The sequence below is a fragment of the Algoriphagus persicinus genome (genome assembly GCF_035156415.1).
GTDB classification, from domain to species: domain Bacteria; phylum Bacteroidota; class Bacteroidia; order Cytophagales; family Cyclobacteriaceae; genus Algoriphagus; species Algoriphagus persicinus.
Genome location: NZ_JAYEEY010000005.1, coordinates 129,307 through 146,091 on the forward strand (window position 1 = coordinate 129,307; position 16,785 = coordinate 146,091).

The 16,785-nt window shown below is 40.4% G+C and carries 16 protein-coding genes; 7 read left to right on the forward strand and 9 right to left on the reverse strand.

All coding sequences use genetic code 11. The features are described 5' to 3' along the window. Positions 1–75: 75 nt before the first annotated feature. Entirely contained in the window at positions 76–426 is a 351-nt protein-coding gene (locus U3A58_RS05835; RefSeq protein WP_323822466.1) for a TfoX/Sxy family protein, read from the forward strand. A 528-nt stretch (positions 427–954) separates the two neighbouring features. Here U3A58_RS05835 and U3A58_RS05840 read toward each other — a convergent pair. The 3 genes from U3A58_RS05840 to U3A58_RS05850 form a co-directional block, all read right to left on the reverse strand. Then, complete coding sequence (locus tag U3A58_RS05840; protein ID WP_323822467.1) at positions 955–1,815, reverse strand: universal stress protein; 861 nt, start codon at positions 1,813–1,815, stop codon at positions 955–957. A 152-nt stretch (positions 1,816–1,967) separates the two neighbouring features. Next, entirely contained in the window at positions 1,968–3,557 is a 1,590-nt protein-coding gene (locus tag U3A58_RS05845; RefSeq protein ID WP_323822468.1) for a BCCT family transporter, read from the reverse strand. A gap of 11 nt (positions 3,558–3,568) precedes the next feature. Continuing rightward, complete coding sequence (locus U3A58_RS05850) at positions 3,569–4,912, reverse strand: porin (protein ID WP_323822469.1); 1,344 nt, start codon at positions 4,910–4,912, stop codon at positions 3,569–3,571. 501 nt (positions 4,913–5,413) lie between these two features. Between U3A58_RS05850 and U3A58_RS05855 the strand changes: the two genes are divergently transcribed. The 3 genes from U3A58_RS05855 (at position 5,414) to U3A58_RS05860 (ending at position 6,785) form a co-directional block, all read left to right on the forward strand. Next, positions 5,414–5,701, forward strand: coding sequence for a hypothetical protein (locus U3A58_RS05855; protein ID WP_323822470.1), 288 nt, complete (start codon positions 5,414–5,416; stop codon positions 5,699–5,701). A gap of 1 nt (position 5,702) precedes the next feature. Next, positions 5,703–6,020 (forward strand): ABC transporter permease, encoded by a 318-nt coding sequence (locus tag U3A58_RS21770; RefSeq protein WP_416377283.1) that lies wholly within the window; start codon positions 5,703–5,705, stop codon positions 6,018–6,020. Positions 6,021–6,281: 261 nt separating this feature from the next. Next, complete coding sequence (locus U3A58_RS05860; protein WP_323822471.1) at positions 6,282–6,785, forward strand: pepsin/retropepsin-like aspartic protease family protein; 504 nt, start codon at positions 6,282–6,284, stop codon at positions 6,783–6,785. Positions 6,786–6,956: 171 nt separating this feature from the next. Here the strand turns inward: U3A58_RS05860 and U3A58_RS05865 are convergent, their stop codons facing one another. Genes U3A58_RS05865 through U3A58_RS05875 form a run of 3 tightly spaced genes read right to left on the reverse strand, consistent with a single transcriptional unit; the run spans position 6,957 to position 7,736 of the window. Then, a complete protein-coding gene (locus U3A58_RS05865) occupies positions 6,957–7,118 on the reverse strand; it encodes a hypothetical protein (protein ID WP_323822472.1) in 162 nt (53 codons plus the stop codon). Between the two features lie 50 nt (positions 7,119–7,168). Beyond that, positions 7,169–7,429, reverse strand: a complete 261-nt coding sequence (locus U3A58_RS05870; protein ID WP_323822473.1) for a hypothetical protein — start codon at positions 7,427–7,429, stop codon at positions 7,169–7,171. 25 nt (positions 7,430–7,454) lie between these two features. Next, entirely contained in the window at positions 7,455–7,736 is a 282-nt protein-coding gene (locus U3A58_RS05875) for a hypothetical protein (RefSeq protein WP_323822474.1), read from the reverse strand. Between the two features lie 318 nt (positions 7,737–8,054). On the opposite strand from U3A58_RS05875, the gene U3A58_RS05880 reads away from it, so the two are divergent. Genes U3A58_RS05880 through mobC form a run of 3 tightly spaced genes read left to right on the forward strand, consistent with a single transcriptional unit; the run spans position 8,055 to position 11,723 of the window. Continuing rightward, positions 8,055–8,441 carry a plasmid mobilization protein gene (locus U3A58_RS05880; RefSeq protein WP_323822475.1) on the forward strand — a complete coding sequence of 129 codons (387 nt, stop codon included), beginning with the start codon at positions 8,055–8,057 and terminating at the stop codon, positions 8,439–8,441. Continuing rightward, a complete protein-coding gene (locus tag U3A58_RS05885) occupies positions 8,426–9,712 on the forward strand; it encodes a relaxase/mobilization nuclease domain-containing protein (protein ID WP_323822476.1) in 1,287 nt (428 codons plus the stop codon). Before U3A58_RS05880 ends, U3A58_RS05885 begins: the two co-directional genes overlap by 16 nt. Before the next feature lie 19 nt (positions 9,713–9,731). Beyond that, positions 9,732–11,723 carry a conjugal transfer protein MobC gene (mobC, locus tag U3A58_RS05890; protein ID WP_323822477.1) on the forward strand — a complete coding sequence of 664 codons (1,992 nt, stop codon included), beginning with the start codon at positions 9,732–9,734 and terminating at the stop codon, positions 11,721–11,723. Positions 11,724–11,929: 206 nt separating this feature from the next. Here mobC and U3A58_RS05895 read toward each other — a convergent pair whose 3' ends face one another. The 3 genes from U3A58_RS05895 to U3A58_RS05905 are packed head-to-tail and all read right to left on the reverse strand — an operon-like array spanning position 11,930 to position 16,783. Further along, entirely contained in the window at positions 11,930–15,016 is a 3,087-nt protein-coding gene (locus U3A58_RS05895) for an efflux RND transporter permease subunit (RefSeq protein ID WP_323822478.1), read from the reverse strand. A 12-nt stretch (positions 15,017–15,028) separates the two neighbouring features. Further along, positions 15,029–16,522, reverse strand: coding sequence for an efflux RND transporter periplasmic adaptor subunit (locus U3A58_RS05900; protein WP_323822479.1), 1,494 nt, complete (start codon positions 16,520–16,522; stop codon positions 15,029–15,031). Between the two features lie 39 nt (positions 16,523–16,561). Further along, entirely contained in the window at positions 16,562–16,783 is a 222-nt protein-coding gene (locus tag U3A58_RS05905) for a hypothetical protein (RefSeq protein ID WP_323822480.1), read from the reverse strand. Positions 16,784–16,785: the final 2 nt, after the last annotated feature.

Genomic DNA, 16,785 nt, shown 5'->3' on the forward strand with positions numbered 1-16,785 from the left:
TCAATCCGATAAACAGATAAAAATTTTCTTCACGGAATTAAAAGATTATGTTGAGAAGAATATAAATTAAACATCATGGCTTATAGCGAATTTTTAGCCGATAGAGTCCGCCAGCGATTCTCTTCAAAATCATCTGTGGTTGAAAAAAAGATGATGGGCGGACTTATTTTTATGGTAAACGAGAAAATGTGCATTGGTGTAGATACTGACCGTAAAACCGGAGATGACAGATTGATGGTAAGGGTTGGCAAAGAGCCTTATGAAAAACTTTTAAAAAAGAAAGGATGTAGGGAAATGGACTTTACTGGTAAACCTATGAAAGGATTTTTGTTTATCTATCCGGAGGGTATTGACAGTGAAAAAGACCTTGACTTTTGGGTTAGTAAAGCTCTTCAGTTTAATAATCAAGCAGTGAAATCAAAATAAGTGTTCACTCATCACTTTACCATTGCACGGAGAAACAAATCAAAATAAACAACTGAATACTTGCATAAGTAAATACTTATGTTTACTACTTGAATAAGTAAACGCTTATATATAATGGCAGAAATAGCAAGACGAGATGTTTTTCAAGCAATGGCCGACCCCACAAGACGGAAGATTATTGAACTCATAGCTATACCTCCACAGGTGTTTCTCCACAATAGGTAAGTATCAAAAAAAGAGCTAGGAGACAGATTGGCTTCATCTGCTAAAAAATAGAATCAAAAATTCATAAATCCAATAAAAAAGATATGATAGGTTTGAAGAAATTAAATAGCTACTTATTGCATTTTCAAAATAGATGAGCTTGAACAGCCATGTACCAAGGACTTTCATCCGGAGTATTTACACCTTACTATACTATATAGCAACTTGTGGCCAACGATCTTTTGCAAGAAAAAGGTCAGAACACGCCCAAAAAGCTTGGTTTTGACCTAAGGGAAAGTTGGCTTTATTAGCATAGCTGTGATTCTAGTTTATAATCACGACAGTAATATTTTTATCGTTTGCAATTAAATTTTCGGCTACACTACCAAGTAATAAATCCGAGTCATCAGATTTTCCTTTCTTAGAAATGATAATCAAATCTGCTTTATACTCTTTGGCTTTTTTAAAAATTGCAGTACCTATAGGCTCGCTTTCTACCAATAGTGTTTCGAGCTGAGCAGTTACAGTTGTTTTTTTCTTGAGTTTTTCAAATTTGGCATATGCTTCGTTTTCTAAGCTTTTCTGGATTTTTTTCTCATTCCCTAGGAAAGGGAAATAATGTATTCCGATCCTTAGAATATGAATCAGGATCAAATCAGCATTCGTATTGCTGGCGATAAGTTCTGAAACTTCAAGTACCCGGCTCGAATAGGAAGAAAAATCAATGGGAGAAAGAATTTTGCTGATTGTCGGTTTTGCAGTTTCCGGTACAAGAATCAAATTACATTGTAGAAGGCGGACCATCTTGCTACTGAATACCCCAGAGCCTTCTAGCCCCATCTTTTTTCCCAAAAAGAAAAGATCAAAATTACTTTTGTTGATCCAATTGACTAGTTCGCTAAAATCTGGTTTGGGGTGGATATATATAGTAATATGACTATTATTTGACCCAAAAACTGCATCAACATTAGCTTGGATTTCTCTGTGGATAAGCTCTTCCAGTGTTAAATTCCTTTTGTCCAATACGGCTTGCAATTCCGAGGAGACTTCTTCGATTTCTATTTGGTGAATAATACACAGCTCATCAAAGTCGAAAAGTTTATCATACCCTTTTATAAACTGAAGGATCGTCTCATCCATTTCAGTTAAGTCTGCTGCTAGAGCTATTCTTTTTAGATTTTTCATAAGATTATAATTTTTTTCTAAAAGGCCATATTGAATCTCGCATACCTTATATTATACCAGTGTGTAACACTTGAGTAATGCCTGTCTGGCTCATGCAGGCTCGATTTCATCTCAAATTTATTTTATCATTGTCAGATGCTGGAAATTCAATTTTATGGCTCTTGGGATTTCTCTTCACTCTTTTTGATACTTTTCTTGATCTTTTTCTCGTACCGTTTTTTATCAGCTGGTTTTTCAAGTTGTTCCAACTTCTGATACTCTGATTTTAATCCTTTATTTAATGAATACACCATAAATAAAAGTATCACCAAAAACGGTAGTCCAGTGGTGATGGTAGCTGTCTGCAACGCACCCAATCCACCACCGACTAGCAGCACTGCTGCAACGGCCCCCTCTGTTATAGCCCAAAAAACCCGTTGGGCAACTGGGGACTCTAACTTACCACCGGAAGTAATATTGTCAATCACTAAAGAACCTGAATCCGAGGAAGTAACGAAGAATGATGCCACAAGAAATAAACTTATAATAGAACCTAAAAGACTAAAAGGAAACTGGTCAATAAAGACAAAAAGTGCAGTCGAAGTATCTGAAATAATCTCATTAGCCAATACATGGGTGCCAGATTGTGAATCCAGGTAAATGGCGGATCCTCCCATGGCTGTCATCCATAGAAATGTGAGCAAGGAAGGGATTAACAAAACGCCAAAAATAAACTCTCGAATAGTTCTTCCTTTAGATACTCTAGCGATAAACATCCCGACAAATGGAGACCATGATATCCACCAAGCCCAGTAAAACACCGTCCAATCTCCTTGCCATCCTTCATCTATGAAGGCTTCTGTCCAGGTAGACACGGAGATAAAATCACTCAAATACGTTCCGACATTTTGGGGAAACCCTCTTAAAATATAAAGCGTGGGGCCAAAAATTAAAATGAAAAGCAGGAAAATTGCCGCAATTCTAATGTTCCATTCACTCAAAAACTTGACTCCCTTATCTATCCCGGAAACTACTGATACCGTTGCTATGGAGGTTATGGAAGCAATCAATATTACCTGGGTAGTAGATGTATTTGGTATTTCAAAAAGGTAAAAGAGGCCACCACTGAGTTGCTGTACCCCAAACCCAAGTGAGGTGGCTAGGCCGAACAAAGTTGCCAAAACTGCAAAAACATCAATTGTGTCTCCGATCCAACCATAGATTCGATCACCCAAAACGGGATAAAATACAGACCGGATCGTAAGAGGTAACTTCTTGTTATAGGTGAAAAATGCTAATGCTAAAGCTACAATGGCATAAATAGCCCAAGCATGTAGTCCCCAATGGAGAAAAGTCAAGTTCATCGCACTTTGTGCAGCTTCGGTACTGTAATTTTCGGAAGTAGGGGAGTTTGCATAATGACTAACAGGCTCCGCGACACCCCAAAATAGTAAGCCAATACCCATACCAGCACTGAATAGCATGGCAAACCATGCGGAAGTGGAAAATTCGGGTTTAGCGTCATTTCCCCCAAGCCTGATCTTTCCATATTTACTAAAGCCTACATAGATGCAAAAAAGGATGAATAGGTTGACCGCTAAGATAAATAGCCAACCTGTTTTATCGGTTATAAAATCCTTGATGCTGAGAAAGATCTGTTCCATAGGTTCCCCAATCCAGAGCGTAAGGCTTATAAAAAAGAATATGAGAAAGGTGGCAGGCCAAAATACCGGTGGGTGGATATCGAAGTATTTATTTTTCATGTTAAATGGTTTTAGAAATAATAACCAAGGTTAATGTTTAGTCTAGTGTTCCAAGGAGGATTGCGGTCAATGGGATTGGTATCGCTGATGGGATCCTGGTAATTGATTCCCCTGCCTGTTCCTATGGAGTTTCCTCCAAATGAATCGGTAAGCCATGGTTGGTTTATTCCTCTGGCAATATCAAAATAGCAATATATTTTACCTGCGCTCACCAGAGCACCCGGCACAAACATATGCGTGGGAGCAAAGCGCTGGTTTTCTCCGTTTATGCGGATTTCCCCGAATTTTTGCATGTAAGTATAGTCGCTGTATAGCTGAATATTTCGAATAGGGCCCCAGTTTACGGGAAGATCATAGGAAACGCCAATGGTGTACATCGCTGCCTCGGAGGCTACATCGTAAGTACCAAAACCATAAGCACCCATTTGGACAAAATCCAGAACGACTTCGTCGTCGTCTTGGACATTTTTGAAATTATAATACAAGGCCTGAGTCTTTAGATTCCACTTTCCCCAATTGTTTTCAAAATGAATGGCCCCAGCGAATTGTCTGCCAGTGTGCGTAGTTTGCTGATTGTAAACCTCATGGGTTTGTAGGGAAAGGCCGACTTCACCGGATTTAAGAAGTTTTGCAGCCCTTAAATTGACTTGCCTTCGTTCGATATTCCTGTTTCCTGGGATGGGAACTACATCGTATGAATACCTGGCAGAGGCAGGGACTCCATAACTCAGTTCGTTGGTCCCTCTTGGTTCTGAAAGTAAAAAGTATGCAATATTAAATCGCCAGTTTTCAAATTCTTTAGTAAAGTTAAATCCGATTTGGTGATCATCTTCAAGTCCAACGTAATAAGGGGTCGTAAACCACCAACTGTGGGAGGCATAGGTCAAGAGGCCAAATGGAACTTGGGTAATGCCAACCTGCAAATTGGTCGTAGGATTGAACCGGTAACCAATCCATCCATATTTGATAAAATGGGTATTGAAAGTAGGGTAAAATCGATATTCAAAAGAAAGCTGCAAGCCATCGCTATAGGAGTCTACATTGATTCGCCAAGTGTCCCATGTCCAATCGTTTCTGAGATCTGTGCCCAAAGGGAAGGTTTTTCCCTCGTAGTGTGTGTAGATTGTATTTAACCGGAGCGCTCCTCCGATTTTAAGCCAAGAAGTGTCTTTTCTGGTTTCTTGAGCAGCAAAGTTTGCAAACTCCAGCGTGGCTTTGGAGTGGCCATAATCGTTCTTAAAAAGGTTAGCTAGTGTATATTCCCGCTTGACAGAATCTACAGGTAGATCTCTTGCCAAGATGGGAGTGGAGACAAGTAATAGTTGCAAATGTAAAAAGAAACTTAAACGCATCATAAGATTTTCCTGCTTCAAAAAAAATAGACCTAAACTGCTGATTATTAGTAGTTAATACAAGGATTTTAGATTCATGAAATCTATAATTTCTTTTAAAAACCTTTTTTAAATAAGCTTTTAGGAGACGGATGTCCTAATACATCCTGATATATTTTTAAGTATATCCACATAAATAGGGAAATATGAGTTGTTGTTTTTTGTCAAATTTCACCTTCAACTTCGCTTATAAATAATTCGCCTTCCAACCTGAGTTCGATTAATAAAGTGTAGAATTATTGGGATGTGAATATAAATAGAACCGGTGCACTTGAGGATATTTAAGTATCTGAAATTCAAACATACACATGTGGGTCACATGGTTCTATCTAACAATAAAATTACTGAAATTTTCTATTTAGTCGATGAATTTTAAGAGAAAGCAATTTTAATAACCCAATAGGTAAGACAATAAAACTGAATGAAGCGGATGCCTACAATGAAGCAAAGACAATCATCGGGGTAGTGAAAGATTTTCGTTTTGGCTCACTAAGAGAATCTATAAAGCCGATGGTGCTATCAATGTTGCAAATCCCGTACGGCCAAATAGTAGTGAAATTTGAAAAATCAAGAGGGCAGGAGGCTATTGCTGCCTTGGAAAAGGCTTACAAAAAAGCGATGCCGGATGCCGTTTTTGAGTATGATTTTTTGGATGAGTTGAATGCCCAAGAATTTGTAAGAGCAGCGTGGGCAGAAAATAGTAAACACTGCTGCATCACTAGCTTTTATAACCTGTTGCTTTGGTTTATTTAGTATGGCTCATTTATCTGCTATCCAAAGGATAAAGAAAATTGGAATTAGAAAAATTATAGGGGCGACAGTCTCAGAAATATTACTATTGTTTTCGGCTAATTTTCTAAAACTTATCCTCTTTTCATTCGTCATAGCCGCTCCCATAGCGTGGTACACTTCAAATTACTGGTTACAGGATTATGCGTATCGAATCGATCTGACATTCAGAATATTTGCTATTTCAGGATTCGCTTCACTGGTAGTTGGTGCAACTACCATCAGTTTCCAGGCAATTAAGGCCGCACTGATGAATCCGGTGGAGAGTTTGAAGAGCGAGTGATGAAAGTGTAAGGTAATTATCAAGAAGTCGATATTCTTGACTACAGTGAATAGCCGATCATTTTTTGCAGGTGTATTCGCTGGTTGAATTGCACGCTTGTGGGCATAATTGATCGCTTATTAAGTGCGGAGTTTTTTAATGTGTGGTTTAAGGGCTTCTGGAGGAGGTTTTAGCTGGCATCGTAATGGAAAGGGATAATATTACTATGGATCAATTGATTGATTTCTAGTTAATTAAGTAATCATATTATTCCGAATTCTTATGTGTTTCAATACTATAAAAACAATACTTCTGGTCATTACTCTGACTGTCTTATCACCGGAACTGTCCAGAGCTCAGGGAGGCTATTATACAGTTAAAATCCACAATCTCTATCCCAAGCCTATCGTGAAAGTTACCATAAACGGCAAAAAAGCTTATTTACTGTTGGACACAGGATCAGACATCGACCTAATGCATAGCATTGCTGTCAAGAAATATAATATTTCAATTAATACGAGAAACATCGGATCCAAAGAAATGCTTGCTAGCGTGAATGGTATGGAGCGCACTTTTGATTATGTCTATGATATTGACATGATGATCGGAGAAAAACACATATATGGTAATTTTATTTCAATGGATATTGGCAGTATAGTCACCTCTATTCGCAATAAAACAGGGATGACCATTTCAGGTATTATTGGTTCTGAAACTATGAAAAACTATCGCTTCATCATCGATTATGAGAAGGCAGAAATTTTATTGAAAAGTGAACTGGATTAGCATCTAACATACCCCATTCAGGTAATCCATTAACAATTATCCTATACGTTCAGTCCAAAATTCGGTAAGAATTCCCATTTGATAATTAAATAGATAGATTAGATAACAAGAAAGCCCGGGTTCTTTGAATTCGGGGTTTTTACTGTTATTTAGAAGAATTCCTGCGCTGCCTCAGCCCACTTCCTTGTTCCTGCGGAAAAGGGCTTTGGCACAAAGAAGATCTGCCCCATCCCAACCAATCATTCCCTTTCTTCCATGAGTTTTTTGGGATAAGGCAGATTTGAAATTCATTAGGATGTTCGATCTTCCTTGATTTTTGTGAGACTCTAGCATGCCGGTTTACTACTCATTTTTTACTATTATAAATTAAAAGGCATGGCAGTTCAAACGATCCCTCTTCTTTTCTTTCTGGTGTTTCGTTGCTTTTTAACTGTTACATTTCCTTTCAGCTTCTGGGTTTCTTTCCGGATTCCTGATTGAATAACGCTTTCTTTAGGTACTACTGATTTTGACTCGTTGATTTCACAAATTCCTTGAATCAATTCTTCTGTAAAATCATCGTCCCGGCCGAAGGAGGTTAATGGATTTGCATCCGGGTCTATTCTCTCCTGCCACTTTGGTTTATCTGTTTCTTCACGTTTCATACGATGATAGGATTTGGTGTTGTTATTAACCGTCATTTGATATGTTCCTGAGTTTGGAATTTAGAATGGTAAGTCCTGCCTTCTCCAGACTCTCCGAGATAACGGTGTTCAGTTCCTCTTCTGACTCTTTGGAAATCCGGATTGCAGGATTTCCTGATTCTGATTTTTGTTTCATACCTCTTGCAATTACTTCAGTTAAGAGCAATACGGTTTTGCGGGGAATTTTCAGATCGATTTTTACTGTATCATGCATGCCGGGTACCGCAAGCAGCGTATCGTAAATAGTTTCAAGTGATGAGATAGCCATAGCTTCATTGGTTTTAGATTTAGAACAATTTCATTGCTAAAGCTACTCTGATCCAATGATTTGAGCCTATTTAGAAATTGATCAGGATAGGTAAATGATCCCTTCACTTTTTATACTTGTATCACCTACCGACTCGGGTTATGAAATGGCCAGAGATTTTTCCAAAGCTTCAAAAACCTTAAAAAGCTAACGGGATTTCCTGTGTCCTCCGAAATCGGCAAGATGTACGGTTGTATCACAACCGGATCTTGAAACCCCTTACTCCGGAGTCGTGGGGTTTGAATTTGAAATGCTGTTGAACTGTGAAAATGAACCGCGATGAAAGAAGAACACAAGAGAAACAAATGGTTGCATATCCGATTGACTGACCGGGAATTGCTGAAGCTAAAGACAAATTTTGGGGAGACCGTTGATGATAGTTTAAGTGAATATTCCAGAAGGATATTGCTCAAAAAGGTGGTGGTTGGCAGGTATCGAGATACTAGTATGCAAGAACTTTTAAAGGAGTTGACTACACTGAAGCGGGATCTCCATGGCCTGGCTACCAATTACAACCAGTTGGCTAAAAAGATGAATATGGCTACTGAAAATGAGGTTACTTCCAACCGTTTCCAGGTTGAGAAACTAGAGCAAAGCATCCAAGTAGCACTGAAGCAAGTCAGTCGATTTATCGATAAAACAGTGGAGAAATGGTTGCAATCATAAAAACCAATACTTCCCTAAGAAGGCCTGTTCACTACAATGAAAATAAGGTAGACCAGGGAGTGGCAGAACTACTTTTTGCCCAGAATTACCCCAGCAAAGATGCAGGGCAGTCAGTTGAATTACGCCTAAAGTATTTGCTGAAACTTGCTGGATTGAATTCCAGAACGTCGGTAAATGCAGTCCATATTTCTTTGAATTTTGCTCCCGGAGAGAACTTTGAAAAAGAAAAATTACAAAAGATAGCCAACGAATATATGCGTGGGATCGGCTTTGAAAACCAGCCTTACCTGGTATATAAACATACCGATGTTGGCCACCCACACCTGCATATTGTGACGACTAATATTGAGCTCGACGGCAAGCGGATTCCCTTGCATAATATCGGAAAACTCAAGTCTGAACCGACCCGAAAAGCAATCGAAAAACAGTTTGGTTTGGTGCCAGCCGAGTCCCAGAAACAGGGACTTTTTATCGCCAAACCAGTTGCCATTTCCAGACTGGATTATGGTAAGTCAGAAACCAAACGGGCTATAGGAAATGTGCTTCAGCATGTGCTTAAAAACTACAAATTCACTTCTCTCCCTGAGCTGAATGCAGTACTGAGCCAATACAGGATAGTTGCCGATAGGGGAAGAGAAGAATCACGGATTTTCAAAAACAGGGGATTGGTTTATCGGGTGATGGATGATCAGGGAAACAAGGTCGGGGTGCCGATCAAAGCAAGTAGTTTTTATTTTAAAGCAACACTGAAGTCCATAGAATCCAAATTCGAATCCAATGAAATGAAGCGTAAGAACCATATTAAATCCATCCGTTCTGCGATTGATCTAACGCTGATGAAGATGCCTGGAAAGAGTCTCAATGAGGTGATAAAAAGTCTAGAAAAACAGGGGGTCGCTACTGTAAAAAGAGAGAATCAAGAGGGGAAATTATATGGGATCACCTTTGTCGATCATCGGGCCAAATGTGTCTTTAACGGAAGTGCATTGGGTAAAAATTATAGCGCAAAAGGGTTGATGGATAGAACAGCTATTCAATCAGAAAAGAGTGGGTTTAGACCGGAATCACTGACAAAGACAGGCAGGCAAATGGGGGGTAAGCGAGCAGGTCAGCCAGAAATTACGATAGGAGGGATCGGACAAACACAACATGCATTAAACGATTCGAGGGGCCTGTTGGAAACAGTGGTTTCGCCTGCAGAAACCTACAGCTACCTGCCTTTTGAGTGGCGGAAAAAAAAGAGGAAGAGGAAGAAAAAAGTAACAAAGTAAGTACTTAAACCAAGGGAAGATGGGAATGCAGACAGGCGAAAACGAACAGGGATTGCCCAAGATTTTGGATATGACCCGGTTGATGGGGATCGGGGTTTTGGGGCTGCATTTTTATTTCTTCTGCTATGCAACATTCAGGGATTGGGGGTTGGTATCGGATGTGACCGATAGTGTACTGAGGGAAATTCATGGGACGGGTCTGTTTCTGGATTTTCATACTTCGAAGTTGATAGCATTGGCGATGTTGGGGATTTCCCTGCTGGGAGTTAAGGGGAGAAAGAGTGAGAAAATGAACACCAAGACAGCTAGTATGTATGGGGCGGCAGGTCTAGTCATTTACTTTGGGAGCTATGTTGTACTACAGTTTAACGCTTGGTTGGAATGGATTTCAGCTGCCTATATGGCGGTAACTTCATTAGGTTTTTTGCTTATCCTTTCAGGCGGAACAAAGCTCTCAAGAATTATCCATGCCAAGCTCAATAGCGATGTGTTCAACTCAGAAAATGAGACTTTTCCGCAGGAAGAAAGGTTGATAGAAAATGAATTTTCTATCAATTTACCTGCAAAATATAACTTAAAAGGAAGGCTCAGAAACAGCTGGATCAATATCATCAATCCCTTTCGTGGCCTGATGGTATTGGGGACACCTGGATCGGGAAAGAGCTATTTTGTTATCCGTCACGTGATTACCCAGCACATCAAAAAAGGGTTTTCCATGTTTGTGTATGACTTTAAATTCGATGATCTGTCATCCATTGTTTACAATACCTGGTTAAAAAATAAGACTAGGTATAAAGTGGTTCCCGAGTTCTACGTGATCAATTTTGATGACCTTACACGAAGTCACCGCTGCAACCCGTTGGCACCGGAAACCATGGTGGATATTACCGATGCAGCTGAGTCGGCACGGACTATATTGATGGGTTTGAACAGAGAGTGGATCAAGAAACAGGGGGACTTTTTTGTGGAATCACCCATCAATTTTCTAACTGCCATCATCTGGTTTCTGCGAAAATACAACGGTGGGGAGTTCTGTACTTTACCCCATGTCATTGAATTGATGCAAGTCGAATACGATGAGTTGTTTACCGTATTGCGCACCGAAAAGGATATTGATGTGCTGATCAATCCTTTCGTAAATGCCTACCTGAACGATGTGATGGAGCAGCTGGAAGGACAGATAGCATCTGCCAAAATATCTATGGCAAGGCTGTCTTCTGCACAGTTATACTATGTGCTTTCCGGTAATGATTTTACGCTGGATATCAATAATCCTGAAGAGCCAAAGTTGGTTTGTATGGGAAACAATCCCCAGAAAATACAGATTTATGGAGCGGTACTCTCCCTGTATGTAAACCGTCTGGTTAAGCTGGTGAACCAGAAAGGAAAGCTAAAAAGCAGCCTGATATTCGATGAATTTCCGACCATCTATTTAAATGGAATGGACAGTCTGATAGCTACGGCTAGGAGTAATAAAGTGGCAACCACTTTGGGAGTTCAGGATCTTAGTCAGTTAAGAAAAGACTATGGAAGGGAGCTAGCCGATGTGATCATGGGGATAGTTGGGAACATTGTTTCAGGACAGGTGAGCGGGGAATCTGCAAAGCAATTATCGGATAGGATAGGGAAGATAATGCAGGACAGGCAGAGCCTTTCCATTAATAGTGCAGACACTTCAATCAGCAAATCAAAACAGCTGGAATCCGCAGTTCCTCCTTCCACCATATCCTCCCTTTCTTCCGGTGAATTTGTCGGTATGGTAACTGATAATCCAGACTGTAAAATGACTCTGAAAGCATTTCATTCAGAGATTATCAACGACCATAATGCCCTGAAAAAGGAGCAGGAAAACTATGTCCCTATCCCTGAAATCCGCAAGTTGGATAATACTATCGTACAGAGAAATTATCTTCAGATTAAGCAGGATGTGCGGGATATTATCCTTTCTGAAATGGATAGGCTGTTGAATGATCCGGGGCAGAAGCATTTGGTGATAAGGAAGGGTGGTTAAAAAGTTTTCAAGTCTTATTATTTATGGGCTAACTGGAACGGGGCTTTTTTTAAACATTTATTATTAATCCCCTTTAATAGAAGTGGACAATAAAGGGGGTAAAAACTACTTATATTGAATTGATCATTTCAACACTTAATTACAATTTTGTTAAACTAAAAATACCCCGAAGCAAAAGTAACGGGGCATTTATTCTATTTATCTAATTACTTTTCTTCTCTTTTCAAAACCAACTCATACACACACGGAATCACAAATAGATTAAGTAAGGTGGCAGTAAGCAACCCTCCCAAAATAACAATAGCCATAGGACTCTGAATCTCATTTCCAGCCTCAGCTCCTTTTAATGCCAAAGGAATCAATGCGAGCCCTGTCGTAAATGCTGTCATTAAGATTGGGTTTAGACGATCCATAGCACCTTCAAGCAGTAGTTCAGCTCCGACTTTCCCTTCTTTTCTCAAGTCTTCATACCTTGACACGAGTAAGATTCCATTTCTGGTCGCGATACCAAACAAGCTGATAAAGCCAATCGTAGCTGCAATACTGATAACACCCGAAGTGAAATAGACTATCAAGATACCTCCAATCAGTGCTAAAGGTAAATTGAGCAGCACCACCAAGGAGAGTTTGATATCCTGAAACTCGTAATACAACAAAAGGAAAATAACCAAAACTGCCATTCCTGCTGTGATCAACAGAAGCTGAGAAGCTTTGGCCTCACTCTCAAACTGTCCGTCATACTCGACACGATATCCTTCTGGAAGCTGAATTTGATCTCCAATGATTTGTTGGATCTCATTGACAACAGATCCAAGGTCCCTGCCTTGCACATTGGCAGCAACCACAATTTTCCGCTGTACATTTTCTCTGCTAATGGTATTTGGACTACTTACAGACGCTATACTTGCAAGCTGATTCAAGGGGATTTGACCTCCATTAGGCAAGGAAATCAAAGCTTTGTCAATACTAGCTCTAGTATTTCTGGATTCTGGCCTGAATCTAACCACTAGATCAAAGTACTTTTGTCCTTCATAGATTTCACCTGCCTTTTCGCCTGCAAAAGCAATATCAACCTGCTCCATCAAATCAGACACTGTCATTCCGTTTGCTGTCAGTAATTGCCGATTCGGAGTGATCCTCAGTTGAGGAACTTCAACTTGCTGATCTACTGCTACATCGGCAATACCCTCAATTGACATGATGCTTGTTTCGATATTCTTCCCAACCTCAAACAGCCGCTGTAGATCAGAGCCAAAGACTTTGATGGCAATATTAGCGCGGGTACCAGAAAGCATATGATCAATCCGGTGAGCAATTGGCTGCCCAAGCGTGATACTTGCTCCGGGAACCAAACTCAGTTTAGTACGCACTTCTTCGAAAAACTCTTCTTTGGTTTTATCTGAAAGTACAAACGGAACGTCAATTTCCGCCGCATTTACGCCTTGGGCATGCTCATCCAACTCAGCCCGTCCTGTTCTTCTGGTAACCACATTTACCTCAGGCATATCTAAGAGTATCTGCTCTACCAAAAGACCGGTTTTGTTACTTTCCTCCAAAGACATTCCAGGAATACCAACGACACTGGTCACCAAAGAGCCTTCATTGAACTCCGGTAGAAAGCTGCGACCCAGTTGAGAGAAAAGGATTAAGCTCACTATAAATGCAGCAGCAGTCAAACCGATAATCCATTTGGGAATTTCAAGTGCTCTTCGCAAGATTGACGAATAGTGCTTTTGCAACCAGCGTTCTACTTTGGTTCCTTCCGCTTGTTTTTCAAGTACCTTATCATTTTTCAGCAAATAGGAACAGAGAACAGGAGTCACCGTCACTGCTACGATCAATGAAGTCAAAACTGAGGTGATAAAAGCAATTCCCAAAGGCTGCAATAATCGTCCTTCCATACCACTCAAAAAGAAGAGCGGAATAAAAGAAACAATAATTATCAGGGTAGCTATAATGATCGAACTTCGGATCTCAACTGAAGCATCCTGAACTACCTGAAGCACTGACTGACGCTCTTCAATAGGCTTTCGAACATTCTCTCTCAATCTCTTAAAAACATTCTCCACATCAATAATCGCGTCATCGACCAATGCGCCTATAGCAATAGCCATCCCTCCCAAACTCATAGTGTTGATCGTATAGCCCAAAAGCTTTAAAACGATCACGGATACCAATAACGAAATTGGAATTGCGACTAAAGAGATTACCGTAGTTCGCCAATTCATCAAGAAGATAAACAGGACAAGTGCCACGAAAAATGCTCCCTCAAGCAAAGTTTGATTCAGATTCGAAATAGAAGCCTCGATGAAATCAGACTGCCTGAAGATCTGACTTTTGATTTCCACACCAGCTGGCAGCGTGTTCTGCAAATCTGCCAGAGCCTCATCGAGACTTTCCGTAAGTTCCAAAGTATTGACATCAGGTTGCTTAGAAACAGTCAGAATCACAGCTGGCGATGCATTCAGAGATCCATCTCCGATTTTGTCTGCTGCTCCGATCTGCACGGTGGCCACATCTTTTATTTTAATGGATTGTCCGTTAACCTGCTTCAAAACTGCCTCTTGCAAATCTTCCACTGCATACGCTCTGCCACTTCCCTTGATTATGTATTGATTTCCAAATTCATTCAATACACCTCCGGGAGCATTTATATTGGACTCAGTTACTTTTTCCAATAATTCTCCAAGCGTAACATCGTAGTATTTCAGTTTTTCGGGATTGGCAAAAACTTGATATTGCTTAAAGTCACCGCCGATCACCACCACATTTGCAATTCCACCAATGGATTTGATCCGTGGGCGAATCGTCCAATCTGCCAGAGTACGTAATTCCATGGGAGAAAGACTATCCGAGGTAACTCCCAAAAGCATGATTTCACCCATAATAGATGAGATCGGTGCCATCGTGGGAGTACTTACACCATCAGGTAAATTTTCCTGAACCATAGGAATTCGCTCACTCACAATTTGCCGGGCACGATAGATATCGGTACCCCAGTCAAATTCTATCCACACAATCGATATCCCCGCAGCCGATGAAGAACGAATTCTTCTGACATTGGGAGAACCGTTCATTGCTGTCTCCAACTGGTATGTAACCAGTTTTTCCACTTCTTCTGATTCCATCCCATGTGCTTCTGTCAAGATCGTAACAGTCGGTGCCGTCAGATCAGGAAACACATCCACATTCATCGTTCGTGCCAAAAACAGTCCTGTAATACTGAGTACAACAGCACCAAAAAGCACTAACAATCTATTGTGAAGTGAAATCGATAAGATTTTATTTAGCATAGCTTAGATACATTAATGTTCATGGCCATGCGCTGCTGCCTGTCCTGACATAGAAGCCATCTTCACTTGATATGCACCACGTGTAACGACCACTTCACCAACCTGCACTCCATCTAAAATTTCTACTTCTTCCCCATTTCTTCTGCCTATCCGGACAGCTCTTCTTTCAAAGCTTTCTCCGGACTGCTCTACAATCACAGAATAATTTCCGTAGTCTTCCAGCAATGCGGATTCAGGAATAACTGCTGCCGATTTGGACAAGCCAAAAGCTATTTGTACTTCAGTGAAACTGCCTTCAGGCATTTCCACCACATCGTTGATTTCTGCAAATATCGATAGCAAGGGTTGGTCACTTTCTACTTCTTTACCCACAGATAACACTTTACCTTGGGTTGTCTTCAGGCTTGACCAATGATTAGGGCTATTTTCATAATAGATATCGTGGATATTCTGAAGCTGAGTTGCATAAGATGGGCTAACCTGAACTTCCAAGAGACTGGTTTTATGACTGGTAATGGTCACCAAACTTGCGCCTTCAGAAACAAATGCTCCATTATCCACGGCAATGGATTTTAGATAGCCCTCAAATGGGGCAACGATTTGCTTGCCACTGGATGTGTAGCCAGCATTAAGAGTCTCATAGGTTGACTTAGCAACCAGGTACTTTTGCTCCACCAGCTCAAATTCGGACTTGGGAACTATCTTGGATTCAAACAGCTGCTTCTTTCGCTCATATTCTAGACTTGCCTGATCAAAATCAGCTTTCGCTTTTCTTATTTCTGCTGAAAGATTATTTGAAGTCAATCCGGAACTGCTTACAGACATCAGTAATTGTCCTTTTTGTACTTTCATCCCTTCGTTGAGATTACTACTGTTGAAATTCACTTTTCCACTAGTTGTGGCGATAAGCGTCTGATAATCCGAAGGAGATACTTTCCATCTTCCTGAAGTAGGGATAGTCTCATAGATTTCCTTTTCTACAACTTTTGCAGTTTGAAAATCTATCTTCCAAGCCTGCTCTTTCAGAAAAGTAATGGAGCCGTCATCAACTTCCTCTGTGCCTAATGCTTTTATCGCATCTTTCACAGTAGCATAAACTGTAACCTGATCAATTATGATCCGATCTGTTACAGCAGGAGTTTTGAGCTCAAATACTAACTGGTAGTTTCCTGCTTCCTTTGGTTGCAAAGTCGGCTTGAAAATACCCGGAGAATCCGGGGCTTCAGCAGTATTACGAATTCCAGTTTCACCTTTGATTAGGCTTACCGTCAATGTACCCTCACGGACAGGTTGATGCTTGTCCATTATGGTAAAGTGAGCAGCAAATCGACTCGTAGCTCCTACCACCAAGGCTGGATATTCTACAAACAACTCTGTTTTATCCGTCCATACCGTAGCATCCAGGGTGGGGATTTCCGCTGACTCTTCTACATGCCCACCATTTGCATCGTGGGCATGATCCTCCTCTTCCTTTGCCTGACATGAGGCAAGAATGAGTGTAATCATTAGAATTGCATTTCGCATAATCAATATCCTTTGAGTAGATTAATGATCGCTGTGAGTAGCTCCATCTTCATGGGTATGTACAGCAGAATCCTTTTCTACCTTGAATTCTTCTTGATGATGATCGGCATCTTCTCCTTCATGTGCATGACCTTGGGCCTCTTCTGTAGTATGTTCATGACCGTGATCGTCCTCAGTTTTTTTGTTGCCACATGAGACAGAAACGATCAATAGAAGTGCGAATAGAATATTTGAGATTTTCATAT

Excerpts from the sequence above, each read along its gene's own strand:
- U3A58_RS05835 (WP_323822466.1), top strand. The coding sequence starts at position 76 with ATGGCTTATAGCGAATTTTTAGCCGATAGAGTCCGCCAGCGATTCTCT.
- U3A58_RS05840 (WP_323822467.1), bottom strand. The coding sequence starts at position 1,815 with ATGAAAAATCTAAAAAGAATAGCTCTAGCAGCAGACTTAACTGAAATG.
- U3A58_RS05845 (WP_323822468.1), bottom strand. The coding sequence starts at position 3,557 with ATGAAAAATAAATACTTCGATATCCACCCACCGGTATTTTGGCCTGCC.
- U3A58_RS05850 (WP_323822469.1), bottom strand. The coding sequence starts at position 4,912 with ATGATGCGTTTAAGTTTCTTTTTACATTTGCAACTATTACTTGTCTCC.
- U3A58_RS21770 (WP_416377283.1), top strand. The coding sequence starts at position 5,703 with ATGGCTCATTTATCTGCTATCCAAAGGATAAAGAAAATTGGAATTAGA.
- U3A58_RS05860 (WP_323822471.1), top strand. The coding sequence starts at position 6,282 with ATGTGTTTCAATACTATAAAAACAATACTTCTGGTCATTACTCTGACT.
- U3A58_RS05865 (WP_323822472.1), bottom strand. The coding sequence starts at position 7,118 with ATGCTAGAGTCTCACAAAAATCAAGGAAGATCGAACATCCTAATGAAT.
- U3A58_RS05870 (WP_323822473.1), bottom strand. The coding sequence starts at position 7,429 with ATGAAACGTGAAGAAACAGATAAACCAAAGTGGCAGGAGAGAATAGAC.
- U3A58_RS05875 (WP_323822474.1), bottom strand. The coding sequence starts at position 7,736 with ATGGCTATCTCATCACTTGAAACTATTTACGATACGCTGCTTGCGGTA.
- U3A58_RS05880 (WP_323822475.1), top strand. The coding sequence starts at position 8,055 with ATGAAAGAAGAACACAAGAGAAACAAATGGTTGCATATCCGATTGACT.
- U3A58_RS05885 (WP_323822476.1), top strand. The coding sequence starts at position 8,426 with ATGGTTGCAATCATAAAAACCAATACTTCCCTAAGAAGGCCTGTTCAC.
- mobC (WP_323822477.1), top strand. The coding sequence starts at position 9,732 with ATGGGAATGCAGACAGGCGAAAACGAACAGGGATTGCCCAAGATTTTG.
- U3A58_RS05895 (WP_323822478.1), bottom strand. The coding sequence starts at position 15,016 with ATGCTAAATAAAATCTTATCGATTTCACTTCACAATAGATTGTTAGTG.
- U3A58_RS05900 (WP_323822479.1), bottom strand. The coding sequence starts at position 16,522 with ATGATTACACTCATTCTTGCCTCATGTCAGGCAAAGGAAGAGGAGGAT.
- U3A58_RS05905 (WP_323822480.1), bottom strand. The coding sequence starts at position 16,783 with ATGAAAATCTCAAATATTCTATTCGCACTTCTATTGATCGTTTCTGTC.